This is a genomic window from Bacillus cereus group sp. BfR-BA-01316 (assembly GCF_022664195.1).
Classification (GTDB): Bacteria; Bacillota; Bacilli; order Bacillales; family Bacillaceae_G; genus Bacillus_A.
Window position 1 is genome coordinate 86,006 of record NZ_JAKUGX010000003.1, and the last position, 18,292, is coordinate 104,297.

Below are 18,292 nucleotides of genomic sequence, written 5' to 3' on the forward strand. Positions count from 1 at the left end.
AGGATTTTTTATTTTAAGATTTACTTTCGGATTTTTGGAGTGCTACTTTTTTAGGCATGAAACATGCAAATATCAGTGCTACAAAGGATAAGACTAACATAAATGCGTAGGCATCACTTGAGCTGAAGATAGAAGATAATTTCGTTACTTGCATAGCTGATATGCTTCCATTCTCACTAGATAACTGTGAAGTATGTGAAGTGGATTGAATTGTATACACAGTGATAATAACTGCTGTTCCAATAGCACCTGCTAATTGACGAAGGGTATTATTCACTGCGGAGCCATGTGAACCCAATTCTCTTGGTAAAGCGTTTAAACCTGCTGTATTTAAAGGCATCGAAATGAAACTTAGTCCAATGCGTAGAATAATGGTGCGAACCATTAAATACATATAAGTAGTGGATTCGGTCAAATCAATTACACCCCACATCGATATAATGATGCATATTAAACCTGTAATAAAGAGTGGTTTTGCCCCGTATTTATCAAACATTTTACCTGTGATAGGTGATAAGAAGGCATTAATTACAGCGCCAGGTAATAGAAGTAAACCTGATTCAAAAGCAGTGAAACCTCGTCCGTTTTGCAAGTAAATTGGTAAAAGAATTAAATCAGCATACATAATCATCGTAATGAGTACGTTAATGACTGATGTAAGAGTGAAAATTTTATACTTAAATACGGATAAATTTAATAGTGGATCGCTAGACTTTATTTGACGTAAACAGAATAGAGTTGTAACAATTATTCCGATGATAATTGTAGTAATAACAACTGGATGATCCCATCCTTTGCTCCCCGCACTACTAAATCCGAATATAATACAACCAAATCCAATCGTTGATAAAATGACACTTACGATATCTAATGTTGCTTTTGTTGTCTCAGCAACATTCATTAAATATTTTAGCGCGAGAATAATAACGATTAATACGAAGGGAGCTAATCCAATAAATAACCATCTCCATGATACATATTCAATAATAAAGCCAGATAATGTTGGAGCGATGGCTGGCGCAAAGATTATGGCGAAGCCGATGGTCCCCATAATACTGCCACGCTTTTCACTAGGGTATAAATATAAAATAACTGTCATCATTAGTGGCATAATAATTCCTGCCCCAACTGCTTGAATCATTCTTCCTGTTAACAAAATGCCAAAATTCATGGCGCATGCACAAAGAACAGTCCCGATCAACAAGGAGAACATTGAGCTAATAAATAGCTGCCTTGTAGTAAATCGTTTCATTAAAAATGCAGTAATCGGCACTAGTACACCGTTCACGAGCATAAAGCCTGTTGATAGCCATTGCACTGTAGCAGCCGTAACATCAAATACTTCCATTAAATTACTCATCGCTACATTTAATAGCGTCTGATTTAATGTTGATAAAAAACAGCCGGCAATGAGCACAACTAATATAATTTTTTTATTTCTTTCTTTCTGATATTTCCTTTTGCATTGGTAAACTCCTTCATTGTTTTCTTGATTTATCGACATAGTGTCTATAAAATTAATGGTAACAAAATAAATTTTCTTTGACCATGAACAGTTTTGTTGAAAATGTTCACTACTCGACATAGAAGGTATGCACTGTCGAGTAAGTAAAGAGAAAATCTATAAAGGAGTTTCAAAATGTCTACACCTAAAAAAGAAGATCCTCGTACAGTTCGTTCAAGAGAAATGTTTGAAAATGCTGTTATTTCACTCTTGTGTGAGAATTCTAGTATTTCAAGCTTAACAGTTCAGAAAGTCGCAACAAAAGCAGGATTAAATCGAACAACATTTTACTTACACTATCAAGATATTCAAGATTTACTAGAACAAATCACGAATGAGATTTTAAATGAGCTGTCTAATAAAATTGTTGATTTAATGCATGCAAAAGATTTATCAGAAAAACAAAAACTAACACAATTACTTGATTATTTATATCTCCACCGAAATTATTTATTTATATTATTTAAAATGAATCAATTTGAGGAGCAATTATTTTTATTTTTAAAGCAATTAATAGAAACGAGAAGAGAGAATACGAAAAAGGATTTGCCAGATGATTATGTTGCGGTTGATATTAAAACAGCTTCATTGGTAGGTATTATCATGTGGTGGATAAGGAATGGACTTCACTTTAGTTCAGATTATATTGCAAATCAAATTTATTTTATGTACAAATGATAATAAATTTAAACAATTCATCCGTATTAAAAAACGATTAGAATAACCTAGTATAATTTTAAGTATCGGGATTAATAAAACTTTATAAAACAAAAGACTCAGAGATAGAAGGGGGCTACTCATGAATTTTCAAAATAAAAAAGTATCATTACATTTAGAGGTTGTAAAATACCAATTTAAAGATGAGAAAGACGAGTGTGATAGAAACTGGTTAATAGTAAAGGCGAAACTGTTAGAAGAAAATAAAGTTTTTAAAACGATGGATCCTTTTTTACAAACTTATGACTTGCAGTACATGATAAAATGGTTTGAATCTTTACCAAACCCTACATATAATGAACTAGATTTCATAGAACCAAATTTGGCGTTTGAATATGTCGGAGAAAATGAAGGGGAGTTTCACATTGTTATTCGCTTATCGCAAGAACTTAATCCTGCATGGTGTAAGGAAGAGGAGTACGAATTTTCTATCAGTATAACTCAAGATGATAGAGAGAATATTATTCGTGCTATTGAAGAGCAGCAAAAGAAATTCCCAAAACGATAATAAAAAGACTTGATAACCTACTAGAGGAAATCAAGTCTTTTTCATTAAATACGATTATCATGCCAGAAGTTTAATGGGAAGTGTTCGTTCTCATGATAGCTTTCTAATTCATATCCTCTTTCTTTCAGTCCTTTAATAATTCCAGGTACTGCTTTAACTGATTGTGGATGAATATCGTGCATAAGAATAACTTCTGTTGGATTTGTAGCACCAGCTAGAACGTTTTCTACGATTTTAGCTGAAGCAGCATCAACTGGCATTTTGTTGTATTTCCAGTCTAATGAATCAATTGTCCAATCCCATACTTTTAAACCATTCTCAACAACTTTGTTGCGAAGAGCTTCATTTAATCCTGGCATTGAGCCGTAAGATGGGCGAGTTAATACTGGTGATTTACCTAGAACTCCAGCGATTAAGCCTTGGTCTTCCTTCATCTCATCAACGTAGTGACCTTCTGTATACAGTTTTTTGTAGTTATGAGTCATACTGTGCATCCCAACATAGTGGCCTTCAGCATCTTCACGTTTTACAAGATCAGGGAAAGCTTTCACGTTTGAACCAATTAGGAAGAATGTTGCTTTTGCATTTTCGCTCTTTAACATATCTAAAAGCTCAGCTGTGTATTTTCCAGGACCATCGTCAAATGTTAAGTAAGCGACTTTTCTAACTTGCCCGTTATAGTGCTTTGGAGCTTCTTTCGGAGCAAGGGATGTTTGAATTTCACTTACAAGTTGAACAGATTTAGCTTCATCCTCTGTACTTGCTAGAGCGATATGTGTTGATCCGTAAGCAGCTTCGTATGTAAATAATACCCCAGCGCAAATCAACAGAGCCCTTTTCACTAAAGTTGTCATCCGAATTCCATTGTGCATAATTTTCCTACTCTCTATAAAAGTTCTACTCTACTATATTAGCAATTTTAGAGGGGGAAATGCAAAAAAACTTTTTTACAAGCGCAAAAAAGTTTGTAAAAAAGTATGCAAGATTTCACTGTTTTGCAGGTTTGAAAAAATGAAACAAGAATTAAATGAATGGAACTGTATGTAAAATGGTTCATTCATGTTTTTTGCTTTAGAAAGGGAGGATAAGTATGGAAAAACTAGCTTGTTTACATGCTCATCATTCAAATATTGAATACATTGACCGAGCATTGCAATCTTTTGGAATCGAAATACTCCATTTTGTAGATCCCATCTTATCACGCATATTAAAAAAAGATTGTGATTTTGAAAAAGAACAAGCACGAAATAATTTAAAAGATATTATAAAGTATATAGCCAAAAGTGATGTAGATACACTTTTATTAACTTGTACAGATTATATTACGCTATTAGATGAAAATTTCGAAATAGACATTCCTATATTGAAAATTGATGAGCCATTCTTTGAAATGATTTGTCAGGTTGAAGAGCCACAGACCATACTTTTTACAAATAACCGCACTGTTTCAGGGACGATGGAACGTTTAAAACAATACGCTCGGCAGAATAATAAATCCATACATGTAAAAGTAGAAGTGATAGAAGGGATATTTGAGTTAATTATGCAAGGTCGTAAAGAAGAGCATGATGCTAAATTAGAAAAGTATTTATATGAAATTATGAAAGATAGAAACGAAATGCTTTCAGTTGCACAATTATCTATGGTAGACGCTGCTACAAGGGTAGAAAGTATAATAGGAAGGAACATAATAAACCCGTTGAATGCGCTAGAGGATGTTTGTTGTTTTAAAATACATCAATAAAAATTTCACATACCGTATTTGAAAAATAAATATAGGAAAACCTAAAAGTAATGTGGAATATATCGTACATACATATATGAAGTCAACGAAATATATAAAAGAGGTGGGCATATGTTACTTGAAGAAGTAATGCAGCAACTAGAAGAATATGGGACAGAACAAACTCGTAAGACTTATAAAAACCATGGGGCGAAAGAGCCGTTATTTGGAGTTAGTTTTGCGAATTTAAAATTGTTAAAAAAGAAGATAAAAAAGGATCATGATTTAGCAATTTCACTATGGGAAACGAAAAATATGGATGCAATGACTTTAGCAACGATGATTTTAGATCCGAAGAAACTAACGTCAGAACAGCTAAATAGATGGGTTCAGGATGTTGATTATTATTGTTTAATGGACGTTCTTATGACAGCTATATGTACGTCGCCAATCGCGATAGAAAGAATGGAAGAATGGACGAAGTCTGATGATGAATGGATTGGAAGAGCAGGTTGGTCATTATTAGCGAATATCGCTATAAAAAATAAAACGTTAGACGATGACTTTTTCTTACCGTATTTAGAAGAGATTAAAGTTCATATACATAATGAAAAAAATCGAAAAAGAGAAGCGATGAATAGAGCTTTAATTGCGATAGGGGTTCGAAATGAAAGTTTAGAGCAACAAGCAATTGAAATCTCACGTGAAATTGGAAAAGTAGAAGTTGATCACGGTGAAACGTCATGCAAAACACCAGATGCAGAATCCTATATTAAAAAGACACGAGAAAGAGCTGAAAAGAAGAAAGTAAAATAAGAAGGGATAAGATTATGAAATCAATTGAAGCGGCACAAAGTATTATTACATCACAATTTTCGAATTGTGATGTTGCTTTACTAGGGGGAAGCGTTGCTAGAGGAGAGGCTACGAAAACATCTGACCTTGATATTGTAATTTTCGACCAAAGTTTGTCATCTTGTTATAGAGAATCTTTCTATAGTAATGGATGGCCTGTTGAAGTGTTTGTACATAATTTTGAAACGTATAAAACCTTTTTAAAAAGTGATTGTGAGCGCGGGCGACCTTCATTACCTCAATTAGTTTCAGAAGGTATTTTGTTAAAAGGAAAAGATGAAATTGTAGAGATACTCAAAAGAGAAGCGAATGATTTATTAAATAAAGGACCAAAAAAATGGACAGAAGAAACGATGAAGCAGAAGCGCTATTTTATTACGGATGCATTAGATGACTTCATTGGTGCAGCAAAGAGAGAAGAAGAATTGTTCATCGCCAATTTATTAGCTGATTTAGTGCATGAATATGTTTTAAGGGTAAATGGTCAATGGCTTGGAAATTCAAAATGGTTTATTAGAGTGTTAAGAAGGTATGACGAGCAATATGCAGAACATTTTGTAGCGGCTTTTGATCATTTTTATAAAACAAGTGAGAAAAAGGAGTTAATCACCTTTATAGAAAAAACGTTAGAAGAGTATGGAGGAAGAGTGTTCGAAGGGTTTTCTATTGGGAAATGAGAAGGGGATAGCAAAGTGAATATACCATTCGTTCAATTAAGAGAATTGACACTAGACAATGTAGAAGATCGATATCAATGGTCATTAGATACAGAAGTAACAAAGCATTTAGTTGTACCAGATCAATATCCACCGTTCACTCGTGAAGATACGAGAAGGTGGATTGAAGCATGCATTAGTCGAGAGAATGGTTATGAGCAACGAGCTATCGTTACAAAGGAAGGTATACACATTGGATGGGTAGACCTAAAAAACTTTGATAATACAAATAAAAATGCTGAACTAGGGATTGCAATTGGAAATAAAGAATATTGGGGTAAAGGATATGGAAGGGCAGCCCTATACAGTATGTTACAAATCGGCTTTTCTGAATTCAAATTAGAAAAAGTTTGGTTACGTGTAGACGAAGATAATTTACAAGCTAGAAAGAGTTATGAAGAAGCTGGATTTGTTTGTGAAGGAATAATGAGAAATGATCGATTACGTCAAGGTAAGTTCATTCATCGATATCGTTATAGTATGTTAAAAGAAGAATATTAATCTTTATTTAATAGTCTATAAAAATATTATGTAAACTTAAAGGGGATAGAGAAATGATTCGATTACTTACTAAAGAAGATGCGGAAAAATATTGGAACTTACGTTTACAAGCATTACAAGTAAACCCAGAGGCGTTTATAACAACTTATGAAGAGGCAATCCGCCAGGAAAATCCTCTTGACCGAGTTGCAAGTAATTTAACATCTGCTACTAGTTGTACATTCGGTGCTTTTAATAAAGAAAATCAATTAATTGGAGTTGTCACTTTACTGACTGAAGAGAAAGAGGCATATAAGCATAAAGGTCATATCGTTGCGATGTATGTAGATGCACAAAACAGGCGGAACGGATTGGCACGTGAGTTAATAGCAAATGCCATTCAAAGAGCGCGAGATATAAAACTAGAGCAATTAACCTTAGGTGTTGTGTCCACAAACGAACCAGCAAAAAAATTGTACAAATCATTGGGCTTTAAAACGTATGGAATTGAAAAAAAAGCTATAAAGGTGAATGGTGTGTATAGTGATGATGAAAATATGGTGTTGTTTCTTTAAAGGAAGGATATTATCATGAAAGATCTCCATTTAGAAAAAGATATGAACCCCAACGTGGCAATTTTGTATGCGACTGTTCGGGATACATTTGAAAGATTGCAAAATTTAGTAGAAGGTACTGAAGAAAAAGAACTATCATATAAAGGGCCAGAAAATGATGAAAATAGTATTGGGCAATTACTTCAGCATTTAGCAGTTGTCGATTTGCATTGGGTATATCGTTTAAAGGGGGAAGAAGTGCCATCAGTATTTCAAAATACATATGGTCCTATGCTGAATGAAGAAGGAGAGCTTCCAAAGCTAAGAAAACATACGCTACAAGAGTTGATGCAAGACTATAAAGAAGTACAGATTATGTTTTATAAGGAATGTATGAAACTAATAGAAAATGATTTGCTTCGGGAGGTGTCCTATGAAAATAGCGAAACAGCGACTGTAAGATGGGGAATATGGCATATGGCGGATCATAATCGGTATCATCAAGCTCACATTAGTCGATTACGGAAGTTATATAAGAGAAGTAGACTACACGTGTGATGAGATTTTTGAATATTAATTATATTCATTTTGTTATATAGTAAAAGGAGAAACTATATAAGGGGTTTTAAGATGAAAGCTATTGCAATAGGGATATTGGCATCGTTTTTCTTTGCCTTTACCTTTGTGTTAAACCGATCGATGGACTTAGAAGGTGGAAGTTGGATTTGGAGTGCATCATTACGGTATTACTTTATGGTTCCCATGCTATTACTAATTGTCATGTATAGAGGGAACTTAAAGCAACTCTTTCAATATATGAAAAACAATCCGAAAGAATGGTTGTTATGGAGTATTGTTGGATTTGGTCTCTTTTATGCACCGCTTAGTTTTGCTGGTGCGTTTGGACCGGGGTGGCTCGTCGCTTCAACTTGGCAAATAACGATAGTTGCAGGGATTTTGTTAACACCATTTTTCACGGTTGACCCATTACATAAAAAACTTCCAATGAAGGAATTAGTAATGTCAGGCATTATTTTATTCGGTGTTGTTCTTATGCAAGTAGAACACGCTTCTTCTTTAGGAATTCGTGAAACTGTTTTATGTGTAGTTCCTGTACTCATTGCAGCCTTTGCATATCCACTTGGAAATAGAAAGATGATGCAAGTTTGTAAGGGTGAATTAGATGTCTTCCAACGAGTTCTCGGTATGACATTAGCAAGTTTACCATTTTGGTTTTTACTATCTGGATATGAAGTTTCTACAAGTGGATTACCGTCAAGTAGCCAAGTTATCCAATGTTTTATTGTAGCGGTTAGCTCAGGTTTAATCGCAACAGTATTATTTTTCTTTGCAACAGATCTTGTAAAAGACGATCCGCAAAAATTAGCAACCGTTGAAGCGACACAGTCCGGTGAAGTTTTATTTGCACTAGTAGGAGAGCTTATCTGGCTATCTGCCCCAATTCCGTCTTCTTTATCTTGGATTGGAATGAGCCTCGTTATTGTCGGAATGATACTTCATAGCTATGTAGCTGTAGTTGTGAAAAAAGAAGAAAAAAGAACAGCGTAAAAAGATTAGCTCTTTTTTAATAAAGAGCTAGTCTTTTTTCATAAGAAAGGATATGGAAGTATGATGTTACAACGTGTTGAGCATTTAGAAATAGATCCAATTAAGAAAGTATTAAAGCATGCGACCGGTCCGAGTGAAGTAAGCTTAATTAAAGCAGTTTCATTGTATGAAAACGATCATGCAGTACTATATAAATATGGGAATATGGGGTGCATAGGTATTGTATTAATTGATACAAATAGAGCGAGAATGTGTCACATAGCTGTTGATGAAATATATCGTCATCAAGGAATTGCACTTCAAATGATAAGAGAAATAATTAGGAAGTATGAGTTGACATATATAGAGGCAGAGACAGACGAAGAGGCAGTCGAATTTTATAAAAAGTGTAGGTTTAAGATTAAAAGTCTGGGAGAAAAATATCCGGGGGTGGAAAGATTTCATTGCTATCTCGAGAATGAACAGTTTAAAAGTATGCGAAATATGTAATTTTACATATTTGGTTTAGTTTGAAAAAAATGATGATTACATTATATAATAAAGGTAATTGGTAAAATATAGATAAACAAGAAATTAGGTGTATAACACATGAGAATGGATAAAAGTAAATTTGTGAAAATTGCAGCTTCAATAGGAGTGTCATCTTTTTTATTAACAGGATGTGCTGATAATGATGAAGAGAGCGCACAAAAAGAAAGTAGTGCGGTAAAAACAGATGGTACGAAGCAAGAAAGCAAACAAGAAGCATTAAATTGTGATGATAAAGCGCCAACGACAGAAAATATAGAAAAAGAAGAATTATGTAGAGATAATAATTCACCTGCTTCATTTAATAATGAGAGCTCCCATCTGCCAATACTTCCGTTCGTTGCTGGCTATTTACTAGCAAGTAAGACGTCGAATATGTATAGTACTGCGAAACCAAATCTTACAAAGAAACCATATGCAAATAATATTATTCCATACCGTGAAAAAGATGAGCGAAGAAGTGGTGGCAGCGGTGGTGGTGGGTATTACGGTGGCACTAGTAGAAATAATGATTCTTCAAAAAAAGTAGATTTAAATAAAGAACAACCGAATAGTTCAAATAAAGTAACAACAGATTCAAACACGTCAAAATCATCTACTACGCAAACGCCGAAAGTGAATTCTGGTTCAAGTGGAATTGGAAACGCAAAAGCACCAGCTGGATCCTAATTTGAAAGGATAATGGAGAAATGTATACAGAACAAGAACAGGAAGCGTATATGAAAGTATGGTTTTCTCTTGCAGAAGAGGCTAGTAGAAATGGATTTACGTGGCCAAGTCTTTTAGAGAATGAAGAATGGAATCAATATATGGCAACTGGTATGTACCGGATGCCAGTACGTACATATACTGCAATTTCTAAAGCGACGGAAGAAATTATGTATGTGTTATATAGAACGTATCAATATATTGTAAATACGACTGAAGATTTTCAAAAACTTGGATTCCCGCCTGAAACGTGGGAAATTGCGAGAATGAAACATACTGGTTTATTTTCATATTTTACAAGGTTTGACTTTATCGTAAATGGTGATGATATTAAATTAATAGAAGTAAATTGTGATACACCAACAGGTTATTTAGAACCGTCTGTCGCAAATGAAGTGTTGTGCCGTTATCACGATGTGAATCACCCGAATCACATTGAGGAGCATATTGTGCAGGCATGGGAACAAATTAAACACGACTATAATATAGGACATGAAGAAACGATATATTTTACTAGTTATGATTGGCACGATGAAGATCATCAAACAGTTCAATTTTTAAGAAGTTATTGCTTAGATCAGTCCACGGAATATGTTGGCATACAAGATATCGTCGTTGCAGATGATGGAATATATACGCCAAATGGAGAGCGAATCCATTATTTATATCGACTGTATCCAATTGAATATTTAGTTTCAGATGTTGATAAAAATGGGAAAAGAATCGGTCTACAATTTTTAAATCATATCGCACAAGGAAGAGTGCAAATTATCAATCCACCGGCTGCTTTTGTTATGCAAAACAAAAGTGTACTCGCATTAATTTGGAAGCTTTATGAAGAAGTGGTTTTCTTTGAAGAAGAAGAGCGTAATATTATTAATAAATACTTCCTACCAACATATTTTACAAATAAGCCATTTTTAGAAAGAAATGAATCATATGTTTCTAAACCTTTATACGGTCGAGAAGGTGGAGGAGTATCTATATACGAAAATGATGAACTATTAGCTGAAGATCAAACAGAGTATTATTTTGAACAACGAAAAATATATCAGCAATACGTAGACATGCCTGATTATACAATTGATACATGGGATGGACCGTATACTGGTAAACTTCTTATCGGTTCGCATTGTATTAGCGGAAGAGCAGCAGGACTGTTTTTACGAGTAGGAGAAAGAATAACCGGGAATTTATCAATGTTTACTGGGGTTACGATTGAAGGGTAGCAACAGTTGAATTAAAAAGTAATTAACAAATAGCCCATCATTTGTGATGGGTTATTTCATATTAGTATAAAGTATAAATTAGGATTGCTAGAGTGAAAATTTTTCATTGCTGTGATGTAACGCTTTCATTTTGTTTCATTTCAAAAATTTTCTTACCATCTTCATCTACTATTTTAATAAAATCTCTAAGTTTAGGCACACCGATATACATAACAGGGTTTTTATCTTTTCCTTTATTTTTTTCAATACGTAAGACGATAACCGATGTATCTTTTTCGTCTTTAACTTCTTTTACTGTAATTTTATCGTTTTTATACTTTTCTCCAAATGCTAAATATACCATCCTCTTTCCTTCACTAATGTTATCGTTTGAGTAATGAATCATAGTTGGATCTTCCTGTGCTTTTTCATATAAGTTTGAAGGGCCATATCCACCTTCGTTATATCTAGATTTTTCTAACACCCAAAAATCTTCATATTCATTATTAGAAAAAGTACAGCCACTTAAGCTAATAATTCCTAATATGAAAAGGGGTAATATAATTTTCTTCATTGTGTTCACCTTTTTTTTAAAATTTTAAATAAATATACCATAATTTAACTGTTTTCGATATGATAAGAACAATAGGTGTATAGTAATCCAAATGATTATGTTAAAAATTAAGAAAAATATGATAATATATTTATGTATTAGTTTAAAGCAAAATGGGGGAACCATCGTGAAAATGAATGAAATAGTGGCGAGTACACAATTTCCAAATACAATTGAAACAATTACAAACGATTTAAAAGCATTAGGAGTAGAAAAAGGAATGACAATTATTGTTCATTCATCATTAAGTTCTCTCGGCTGGATATCCGGCGGGTCGGTGGCCGTAGTAGAGGCATTAATGAAGGTTGTTACGGAAGAAGGAACAATAATTATGCCAACACAATCTTCGGATTTATCCGACCCGAAACATTGGGGAAGACCACCTGTACCAGAAGAATGGTGGCAAGTTATTAGAGATAGCGTTCCGGCATTTAACCCAAATACAACACCAACAAGGGCAATGGGAAAAATAGTTGAGTGTTTTCGTACATATCCGAATGTATCGCGCAGCAATCATCCGCTAGGAAGCTTTGCCGCATGGGGGAAAAATGCAGAGGAAATTACAATGAATCACTCGCTATCAATGAGCTTGGGAGAAGAATCACCGTTAAGAAAAATATATGATTTAGATGGATACATATTATTAATTGGAGTCGGATATGATTCCAATACGTCTATGCACCTATCTGAAGTACGTACAGGTGCACGGGAATTAATAAAAGTAGGTGCACCTATTATAGAAAACGGTGTAAGAGTATGGAAAGAGTTTGTTGAAATGGATTACGAGTCTGATACGTTTGTAGAAATTGGAGTAGAGTTCGAACGTAAAGGAACTGTTACTCTTGGGAAGATAGGAAATGCAACGTGCCGCTTTATGAAGCAACGTGATGTAGTTGATTTTGGTGTAGAGTGGTTTCGTACGAAAAATCAGTAAGGGATGGTTATGATGAAGGGGAAAAAGATATTAATAACGAGTGGTGGCTGCCTAGAAAAATGGGATCAAGTACGCGGACATACAAATTTAGCAAAAGGTACGATTGGGAGAATTATGGCGGAAGAGCTTATGGCAAAAGGAGCACATGTTATATATTTACACGGTTATTTTGCGGAGAAGCCAAGTGATGTAAATAACCAATTAGAATTGCACCCATTTGAGGGGATTATTGATTTACAAGATAAGATGAAAAGTATTATCACACATGAAAAAGTAGATGCAGTTATTATGGCTGCTGCTGGTTCAGATTGGGTTGTCGAAAAGGTTTGTGACCAAGATGGAACTGTTCTTAATATGAACGGAAAGATTTCAAGTGATATCGCACCGATTATTCATTTTCAAAAAGCACCAAAAGTATTAAAACAAATAAAGAATTGGGATCCAGAGACGATACTCGTTGGCTTTAAACTTGAAAGTGATGTAAATGAAGCAGAACTTATTGAAAGAGCAAGCAAAAGAATGGAAGATGCAAAAGCAAGTGTAATGGTAGCAAACTCACCGCATTCTTTATATTCTCGCGGGGCTGTGCATCACGTTATTGGACAAGATGGTACTGTGAAGTTATGTAATGGGAAAGATGAAACTGCAAAAGAAATTGTCAATATGTTAGAGCATTTATGCAATCGTATTACTGCTATGGAAATTTAAGCTTTTAGAAAGAGCTGTAGTCGCATAGTATATAATGGAGTTAATATTAAATTAGTGGGGGAACGTATCTCTCATTAATTATTAAATTGAATCAATAGAATAGGCCATTAGCTGCTCGTAAATGTGTAATACATGATATATGCATAATGAACATTTTGTGAGGAGTGGATTCTATGGAACATTTATTAAAGCAGGCTATTAAACTTAGAAATGAAAAGAAATATGCGCAGTCTAGAGAGATCCTTATAGGATTAACAAACTTTACGAGGGATGCAGAAGTGCTATATCAATGCGCTTGGATACATGATGCCATGGGCCTTGAAATGGAGGCGGTTCCGTATTATGAACAGGCAATTGCGAACGGACTTGATGGTGAATCCCTTCGCGGTGCGTATATCGGTCTTGGCAGCACGTATCGTTGTATTGGGGAATACGATAAAGCGATCACAGTATTAGAAGCTGGGATGAAGAAGTTCCCAGAAAATGATGTGATGAAAGTGTTTTTATCACTAGCAAAATACAACGTGAAAGATCATGAAGAAGCGATGAAATTACTTTTAGAGACAGTTGTGAAAGCAGATGAGGTAAAAGAATTTGAACGTGCTATCTCATTTTATAAAGATAATTTAAATGAGGTCTTTAAATAAAGGAGAGAAGGAATGAATGAATTCTTCAATTTCACGAAGGCGAAAAGGTGTGTGGATAGGGCTCGTAGCTGTAATTATGTTGTCGAATTATTTAGTATATTCCCTTCCAATTACACCAGCTGTACCAGAGGAAGTAGCGCTCGGTTCATTATTGGATTTTATATTTGTAATTCCAGTTATTACATATTTCATTATTATCCGAAAGCGATATTCGTTAACGTATATCTTTCCTGTCGTAATTGCTGGATACATATTCGCAAGATTTATTATCCCAAGCGATTATTTACAAGCCTATTCATTTGTTTCGTATATTATTGTGGCTGGAGAAATTGCCTTTATAGGGTTAGAGCTTTTCATCGTATATAAAATTATTAGAGCTCTTCCTAAAATAATGAAAATATATAAAGAGTATATAAGAGAATATCAATCATTCTCTTATGCGATTGATAAAGCATTTGACGCTACTATGAAAAGAAGTACAGCGGTGAATGTTATTCTTTCAGAGTGTAAACTACTTTATTATGCGTTTTTATCGTGGCGTGTAAAAGTACCAGAAAATGAATTCATATATTCATATCATAAAAAGACCGGTGCAATAGGTGTGTATATCATGATTATTCATGCAACATTAATTGAAAGTATCGGTTTTCATTATTTACTTCATCAATGGAATCCAATAATAGCTTGGATTTTACTCATCTTAAACATATATGCGATGTTTTATTTTTTAGCTGAAATACAAGCGATGCGTAAAAATCCAATTATCATTGCGGAAGAAAAAGTAATTATTCAAATTGGATTAGGAAAGAAAATCGTTATACCATTTACACAAATTGATAACATTGTGTTTTATAAAGGCGAACCTTTAACGAAAGAAGAAGAGAAAGAGGTTCTTGACGCAACTGTTATGGAATTTATAAAAGAACCTGCAACTTTTGAAATAACGTTAAAAGAGCCAATTAAAGCACAGTTGTTATATGGATTTTCTAAAACAGTAAGTCGTGTTCACTTAAATGTAGATGATGAACGGAAATTTTATGATGTTCTTAAGGGAAAGTTAAAACATGAGTAAAAATAGTGAGAAATAAAAAAACTCGCAGGTTACTAGCTTGCGGGTTTTCGTCGTAAACAATTAAAAAATATGATAAAATTAAGAGGTAACTTATGGTACGGTTGGTTGTTCAATTATCACTTCTCTGAGTAGGAGGGGGGTGATAATAAGTGAGTGAAATTGCGTTGTTACTGCAAGGTGGACTGTTTCTCATTGCATTGTTAACGTTTATTGTCGTCTTAATTGACAAGCTCAAAAAATAACAACCCACCTATGCCTATAGAATGTGGGTTGTTGTGTTTGTACGAAACAAATAGGATAAATGAACAATCCAATCTGCTAAGTTACGTGGACTAGTGTGTAGCCGCACACTAGTCTTTTTTATTTATATACAGTTTTTAATTGTTTTATGTGATTGTATTGTTCTTTTCACACTCATTATAACACAGTGTCTTTTTATGAAGAAAGGAGACCGTATGTTCTCGTATGGATTAAATGGAACGTGTAGTTTCTTTAAATAGCCCATCCATATACTGTTTTAAACTTTCCACAAAAAATCCTTTTTTGTCTACATTATTTACGCCGACAATTGGTGATGGAAGATTGTATCTCTCTTCTGATAAATGAACAACAACATCAAAAATATCAAATAGGCGAATGAAGCAGAACAGACCGTCTTTATCACTAAGTAAAATAAAATAATGGTTTTCGCTCGTTGTATTTAATGTATTCCATAAAGAGCTTTTGCTTAAGTCACGAACGATACTCTTTTCCTTTAATTCCATGAAATCGGCATTTAATAGAATGGTAGAAATATCAATCGCATCTAGATCGTCAAAGTAGCCATCAATTGTTTGTACAGCAAAAGTATAAGCCATTTTTAATACACTCATTTTATATTTACGGTTATCTAAAAGCAATTCACGTTGAATAGAACTAGCCACTTTTGTTACGCGCTCTTCTTTCCAAATTTCATTATGTAATGAAATATCGTGCTTTTTACATAGTTTCATAATTAATGCATTAGAATAAAGTATCTCATCACTTACTTCGACTACATCTGTCTCAGCGGCTGCTAGCTCCTCACCATGTTCATTCGTATAGAGAGGGGAGTCGATTTGTTTTTTCATTTGCTCAATCTTATATTGACTTAATTTATGTCTAATTAAAGGACGGTCAATATTTGTTGTCATATGTTCATGACAGGAATCACAAATTGAGTTTGTGAAATAATATCCACATAATATCTCTGGAATGACATATTGTTCACTAAGTTCTTTCGTATCTTTTCTGCAAATGATGCATTGTGTCATATTTATCACCTTTACCTGCAAATTTGTCTGTAATCTCATTGTAGTGTATTTAATGGGATTTTGGAATATTGTAAAAGAAAATATTATGTGAAATCTAAGTTTAATTTGGTACAATGAAGAGAAGTGCTAGTTTAAAGGAGGACGTTTTTTTGAAATCGAAAGTGCACTTTTGGACATTAGAAGTGCTGATGGTTGTAGGAATTATATTTATTTGCACAAAAATATCGTTTCTATTTCAACCGATTGGTATCTTCATATCAACATTATTTTTCCCAATTTTAATCGCGTTATTTTTATACTTCATATTTAACCCATTGTTAGTCTTTTTGGAGAATAAAAAAGTTCCTAGAGGTTTAGCGATTTTACTACTGTATCTTTTTATCATCACATTAACTGGAGTTGCTATTGGAGTAGTTGTTCCAACCATCTCACAACAGCTAATGGATTTAGTGAAAAACATGCCGACTTATATAAAAGAGGGAAAAGTATACATACAAGATCTATCCCATCATAGGTTATTTGAATGGTTATCTACACAAAACTACGTTTCCATTGAAACAATTGAGAAAAATGCGATTGAATACTTAAAGGGTATACCAAACACAATTACGTCGAGTGCAACGGCTTTATTTGGTATTATCACGAACGTGGCGTTAGTTATCTTTACAGTACCGTTCATTTTATTTTATATGTTTAAAGATGGACATGCATTTCCAGGAAAAGCTGTTAGTGTATTACCAGAGTCTTACCGTGAAGAAGGACTTCGTATCATAAAGGAAACGAACGAAACATTATCTGCATATATTCAAGGTCAAGCGCTCGTTTGTTTATTTATAGGTGCTTTTACATTTACTGGTTATTTAATTATCGGTTTACCGTATGCTTTCGTTTTAGGAATTATCGCAGCATTTACAAATATAATTCCGAACTTAGGTCCATTTATCGGAGCAGCACCAGCTGTCATTATAGGTCTGTTCGTATCTCCGATGCAAGCTTTGTACGTAATTATTATAGTAACAATCGTACAACAGTTTGAAAGTAACATCATTTCACCGCGTATTATGAGTTCAAAATTAAATATCCATCCGTTAACAATTATCATCCTTATTTTAGGGGTAGGTAATTTCGCGGGAATTATCGGAATGATTTTAGCAGTACCAGCTTATGCGGTAACAAAAACAGTTGTTTCGAACTTAGTGAGATTGTTTAAGACGAAACGAAGTAAACGGAAATAGAATATGTTGAGAAAGATACACCGCTTAATAAAAAGAGGTGTATCTTTTATTTTTTTGAGTGTATGAAATACGTATTATTATATATTTTTTACACATCAAATCAGGCGGTGAATTTTTGTTAAATAAACTATGTGGAATCCCTCTGAACTATCCAAATCATTTCTTTACACCGCGTTATTAACATCATAATCGACTCCTTTCATTTCTAATATAAGTTCAAACAATTATAGGTGAGTGTAGTACTTGCTTCTACGATCACGAATTTCATCTATAATCTTTTTATACTGTTTCTCTTGTTTTGCTTCATTTGCAGATATAGTTTCTTTTTGAATCGTAATGGTTAAAAAGAAAAGGTGAAACTTCATACATGAATTCCTCCTTTCGAATAGGAATTACAGGTGACTACAATAATGACTTTGTCGTTCCTTTACGTTGTCCATAGCCTGTTCAATTTGTCGGTCATGAAGCATATCAGACTCAGACAGTTTATTTTTTTGAATGGTAATAGTTAAAAATAATACTCTGAATTTCATTGGATATTACCCCTTTATAATTTATTTAGTAAAGACGATTGTAATAAGAGGACTGACGCTCTTTTACTCCGTCCATAATATTTTTAATTTGTTGTTCGCGAGAAATTTCATCTTTTGAAAGTTTACGTTTTTGAATGGTAATCGTTAAAAAGAAAGCTTTAAATTTCATTAGGTTATTGCCCCTTTAA

The 18,292-nt window shown here is 33.8% G+C and carries 25 protein-coding genes; 18 read left to right on the forward strand and 7 right to left on the reverse strand.

The genetic code is table 11. From position 1 onward, the window contains the following. Positions 1-13 precede the first annotated feature (13 nt). Entirely contained in the window at positions 14-1,504 is a 1,491-nt protein-coding gene (locus MR071_RS03535; protein ID WP_242235186.1) for a DHA2 family efflux MFS transporter permease subunit, read from the reverse strand. Between the two features lie 135 nt (positions 1,505-1,639). Here MR071_RS03535 and MR071_RS03540 point away from each other — a divergent pair, with 135 nt between their 5' ends. Both MR071_RS03540 and MR071_RS03545 read left to right on the forward strand, forming a co-directional pair. Next, entirely contained in the window at positions 1,640-2,182 is a 543-nt protein-coding gene (locus tag MR071_RS03540) for a TetR/AcrR family transcriptional regulator (RefSeq protein WP_242234968.1), read from the forward strand. A gap of 121 nt (positions 2,183-2,303) precedes the next feature. Then, positions 2,304-2,729, forward strand: coding sequence for a WapI family immunity protein (locus tag MR071_RS03545; RefSeq protein WP_242234970.1), 426 nt, complete (start codon positions 2,304-2,306; stop codon positions 2,727-2,729). A 44-nt stretch (positions 2,730-2,773) separates the two neighbouring features. Here the strand turns inward: MR071_RS03545 and MR071_RS03550 are convergent, their stop codons facing one another. Further along, entirely contained in the window at positions 2,774-3,601 is an 828-nt protein-coding gene (locus MR071_RS03550; protein WP_002110445.1) for a peptidoglycan-N-acetylglucosamine deacetylase, read from the reverse strand. Between the two features lie 218 nt (positions 3,602-3,819). Between MR071_RS03550 and MR071_RS03555 the strand changes: the two genes are divergently transcribed. From MR071_RS03555 to MR071_RS03600, 10 genes are all read left to right on the forward strand, one after another. After that, on the forward strand, positions 3,820-4,473 hold the full coding sequence (locus tag MR071_RS03555; RefSeq protein WP_105585027.1) for a hypothetical protein: 654 nt from the start codon (positions 3,820-3,822) through the stop codon (positions 4,471-4,473). 111 nt (positions 4,474-4,584) lie between these two features. Then, on the forward strand, positions 4,585-5,268 hold the full coding sequence (locus MR071_RS03560) for a DNA alkylation repair protein (protein WP_242234971.1): 684 nt from the start codon (positions 4,585-4,587) through the stop codon (positions 5,266-5,268). Between the two features lie 14 nt (positions 5,269-5,282). Further along, entirely contained in the window at positions 5,283-5,984 is a 702-nt protein-coding gene (locus MR071_RS03565; protein ID WP_242234973.1) for a nucleotidyltransferase domain-containing protein, read from the forward strand. A 15-nt stretch (positions 5,985-5,999) separates the two neighbouring features. Then, positions 6,000-6,524: a GNAT family N-acetyltransferase gene (locus MR071_RS03570; protein WP_242234975.1), complete on the forward strand. Its 525-nt coding sequence runs from the start codon at positions 6,000-6,002 to the stop codon at positions 6,522-6,524. A 53-nt stretch (positions 6,525-6,577) separates the two neighbouring features. Next, the gene (locus MR071_RS03575; RefSeq protein ID WP_242234977.1) at positions 6,578-7,078 is read left to right on the forward strand and encodes a GNAT family N-acetyltransferase; all 501 of its coding nucleotides are present in this window, start codon (positions 6,578-6,580) and stop codon (positions 7,076-7,078) included. Positions 7,079-7,093: 15 nt separating this feature from the next. Continuing rightward, a complete protein-coding gene (locus MR071_RS03580) occupies positions 7,094-7,615 on the forward strand; it encodes a DinB family protein (protein WP_242234979.1) in 522 nt (173 codons plus the stop codon). Between the two features lie 72 nt (positions 7,616-7,687). Beyond that, a complete protein-coding gene (locus MR071_RS03585; RefSeq protein ID WP_242234981.1) occupies positions 7,688-8,626 on the forward strand; it encodes a DMT family transporter in 939 nt (312 codons plus the stop codon). Positions 8,627-8,689: 63 nt separating this feature from the next. Beyond that, on the forward strand, positions 8,690-9,115 hold the full coding sequence (locus tag MR071_RS03590; protein ID WP_105585141.1) for a GNAT family N-acetyltransferase: 426 nt from the start codon (positions 8,690-8,692) through the stop codon (positions 9,113-9,115). Between the two features lie 99 nt (positions 9,116-9,214). Then, positions 9,215-9,823: a hypothetical protein gene (locus MR071_RS03595; RefSeq protein ID WP_242234982.1), complete on the forward strand. Its 609-nt coding sequence runs from the start codon at positions 9,215-9,217 to the stop codon at positions 9,821-9,823. 20 nt (positions 9,824-9,843) lie between these two features. Next, on the forward strand, positions 9,844-11,091 hold the full coding sequence (locus MR071_RS03600) for a glutathionylspermidine synthase family protein (protein ID WP_105585020.1): 1,248 nt from the start codon (positions 9,844-9,846) through the stop codon (positions 11,089-11,091). A 103-nt stretch (positions 11,092-11,194) separates the two neighbouring features. On the opposite strand, the gene MR071_RS03605 is transcribed toward MR071_RS03600, so the two are convergent. Continuing rightward, positions 11,195-11,644, reverse strand: coding sequence for a hypothetical protein (locus tag MR071_RS03605; RefSeq protein ID WP_242234985.1), 450 nt, complete (start codon positions 11,642-11,644; stop codon positions 11,195-11,197). A 172-nt stretch (positions 11,645-11,816) separates the two neighbouring features. Here MR071_RS03605 and MR071_RS03610 point away from each other — a divergent pair, with 172 nt between their 5' ends. The 5 genes from MR071_RS03610 (at position 11,817) to MR071_RS03630 (ending at position 15,286) form a co-directional block, all read left to right on the forward strand. Next, a complete protein-coding gene (locus tag MR071_RS03610) occupies positions 11,817-12,617 on the forward strand; it encodes an AAC(3) family N-acetyltransferase (protein WP_181149465.1) in 801 nt (266 codons plus the stop codon). Positions 12,618-12,629: 12 nt separating this feature from the next. Beyond that, a complete protein-coding gene (locus MR071_RS03615) occupies positions 12,630-13,325 on the forward strand; it encodes a phosphopantothenoylcysteine decarboxylase domain-containing protein (protein WP_242234986.1) in 696 nt (231 codons plus the stop codon). A gap of 173 nt (positions 13,326-13,498) precedes the next feature. After that, positions 13,499-13,972 carry a tetratricopeptide repeat protein gene (locus tag MR071_RS03620; protein ID WP_142395782.1) on the forward strand — a complete coding sequence of 158 codons (474 nt, stop codon included), beginning with the start codon at positions 13,499-13,501 and terminating at the stop codon, positions 13,970-13,972. Positions 13,973-13,988: 16 nt separating this feature from the next. Then, complete coding sequence (locus MR071_RS03625) at positions 13,989-15,044, forward strand: hypothetical protein (protein ID WP_242234989.1); 1,056 nt, start codon at positions 13,989-13,991, stop codon at positions 15,042-15,044. A 149-nt stretch (positions 15,045-15,193) separates the two neighbouring features. Beyond that, on the forward strand, positions 15,194-15,286 hold the full coding sequence (locus tag MR071_RS03630; protein ID WP_001289318.1) for a putative holin-like toxin: 93 nt from the start codon (positions 15,194-15,196) through the stop codon (positions 15,284-15,286). 228 nt (positions 15,287-15,514) lie between these two features. Here MR071_RS03630 and MR071_RS03635 read toward each other — a convergent pair whose 3' ends face one another. Further along, positions 15,515-16,336 (reverse strand): HNH endonuclease, encoded by an 822-nt coding sequence (locus MR071_RS03635; RefSeq protein ID WP_242234992.1) that lies wholly within the window; start codon positions 16,334-16,336, stop codon positions 15,515-15,517. Between the two features lie 149 nt (positions 16,337-16,485). Here MR071_RS03635 and MR071_RS03640 point away from each other — a divergent pair, with 149 nt between their 5' ends. Beyond that, on the forward strand, positions 16,486-17,571 hold the full coding sequence (locus tag MR071_RS03640; RefSeq protein WP_105585013.1) for an AI-2E family transporter: 1,086 nt from the start codon (positions 16,486-16,488) through the stop codon (positions 17,569-17,571). 224 nt (positions 17,572-17,795) lie between these two features. Here MR071_RS03640 and MR071_RS03645 read toward each other — a convergent pair whose 3' ends face one another. From MR071_RS03645 to MR071_RS03655, 3 genes are read right to left on the reverse strand one after another with little or no spacing between them, the layout of a single operon-like run. Next, positions 17,796-17,936 (reverse strand): YrzI family small protein, encoded by a 141-nt coding sequence (locus MR071_RS03645; protein ID WP_002142199.1) that lies wholly within the window; start codon positions 17,934-17,936, stop codon positions 17,796-17,798. A gap of 27 nt (positions 17,937-17,963) precedes the next feature. Then, positions 17,964-18,104, reverse strand: coding sequence for a YrzI family small protein (locus MR071_RS03650; RefSeq protein WP_002147207.1), 141 nt, complete (start codon positions 18,102-18,104; stop codon positions 17,964-17,966). A 25-nt stretch (positions 18,105-18,129) separates the two neighbouring features. Further along, positions 18,130-18,273, reverse strand: a complete 144-nt coding sequence (locus tag MR071_RS03655; RefSeq protein WP_016100548.1) for a YrzI family small protein — start codon at positions 18,271-18,273, stop codon at positions 18,130-18,132. Positions 18,274-18,292: the final 19 nt, after the last annotated feature.

What these genes read in the sequence shown, in the direction of transcription:
- MR071_RS03535 (WP_242235186.1), bottom strand. Translation starts at nt 1,504, where the DNA reads ATGTCGATAAATCAAGAAAACAATGAAGGAGTTTACCAATGCAAAAGG.
- MR071_RS03540 (WP_242234968.1), top strand. Translation starts at nt 1,640, where the DNA reads ATGTCTACACCTAAAAAAGAAGATCCTCGTACAGTTCGTTCAAGAGAA.
- MR071_RS03545 (WP_242234970.1), top strand. Translation starts at nt 2,304, where the DNA reads ATGAATTTTCAAAATAAAAAAGTATCATTACATTTAGAGGTTGTAAAA.
- MR071_RS03550 (WP_002110445.1), bottom strand. Translation starts at nt 3,601, where the DNA reads ATGCACAATGGAATTCGGATGACAACTTTAGTGAAAAGGGCTCTGTTG.
- MR071_RS03555 (WP_105585027.1), top strand. Translation starts at nt 3,820, where the DNA reads ATGGAAAAACTAGCTTGTTTACATGCTCATCATTCAAATATTGAATAC.
- MR071_RS03560 (WP_242234971.1), top strand. Translation starts at nt 4,585, where the DNA reads ATGTTACTTGAAGAAGTAATGCAGCAACTAGAAGAATATGGGACAGAA.
- MR071_RS03565 (WP_242234973.1), top strand. Translation starts at nt 5,283, where the DNA reads ATGAAATCAATTGAAGCGGCACAAAGTATTATTACATCACAATTTTCG.
- MR071_RS03575 (WP_242234977.1), top strand. Translation starts at nt 6,578, where the DNA reads ATGATTCGATTACTTACTAAAGAAGATGCGGAAAAATATTGGAACTTA.
- MR071_RS03580 (WP_242234979.1), top strand. Translation starts at nt 7,094, where the DNA reads ATGAAAGATCTCCATTTAGAAAAAGATATGAACCCCAACGTGGCAATT.
- MR071_RS03585 (WP_242234981.1), top strand. Translation starts at nt 7,688, where the DNA reads ATGAAAGCTATTGCAATAGGGATATTGGCATCGTTTTTCTTTGCCTTT.
- MR071_RS03590 (WP_105585141.1), top strand. Translation starts at nt 8,690, where the DNA reads ATGTTACAACGTGTTGAGCATTTAGAAATAGATCCAATTAAGAAAGTA.
- MR071_RS03595 (WP_242234982.1), top strand. Translation starts at nt 9,215, where the DNA reads ATGAGAATGGATAAAAGTAAATTTGTGAAAATTGCAGCTTCAATAGGA.
- MR071_RS03600 (WP_105585020.1), top strand. Translation starts at nt 9,844, where the DNA reads ATGTATACAGAACAAGAACAGGAAGCGTATATGAAAGTATGGTTTTCT.
- MR071_RS03605 (WP_242234985.1), bottom strand. Translation starts at nt 11,644, where the DNA reads ATGAAGAAAATTATATTACCCCTTTTCATATTAGGAATTATTAGCTTA.
- MR071_RS03610 (WP_181149465.1), top strand. Translation starts at nt 11,817, where the DNA reads ATGAATGAAATAGTGGCGAGTACACAATTTCCAAATACAATTGAAACA.
- MR071_RS03615 (WP_242234986.1), top strand. Translation starts at nt 12,630, where the DNA reads ATGAAGGGGAAAAAGATATTAATAACGAGTGGTGGCTGCCTAGAAAAA.
- MR071_RS03620 (WP_142395782.1), top strand. Translation starts at nt 13,499, where the DNA reads ATGGAACATTTATTAAAGCAGGCTATTAAACTTAGAAATGAAAAGAAA.
- MR071_RS03625 (WP_242234989.1), top strand. Translation starts at nt 13,989, where the DNA reads ATGAATTCTTCAATTTCACGAAGGCGAAAAGGTGTGTGGATAGGGCTC.
- MR071_RS03635 (WP_242234992.1), bottom strand. Translation starts at nt 16,336, where the DNA reads ATGACACAATGCATCATTTGCAGAAAAGATACGAAAGAACTTAGTGAA.
- MR071_RS03645 (WP_002142199.1), bottom strand. Translation starts at nt 17,936, where the DNA reads ATGAAGTTTCACCTTTTCTTTTTAACCATTACGATTCAAAAAGAAACT.
- MR071_RS03650 (WP_002147207.1), bottom strand. Translation starts at nt 18,104, where the DNA reads ATGAAATTCAGAGTATTATTTTTAACTATTACCATTCAAAAAAATAAA.
- MR071_RS03655 (WP_016100548.1), bottom strand. Translation starts at nt 18,273, where the DNA reads ATGAAATTTAAAGCTTTCTTTTTAACGATTACCATTCAAAAACGTAAA.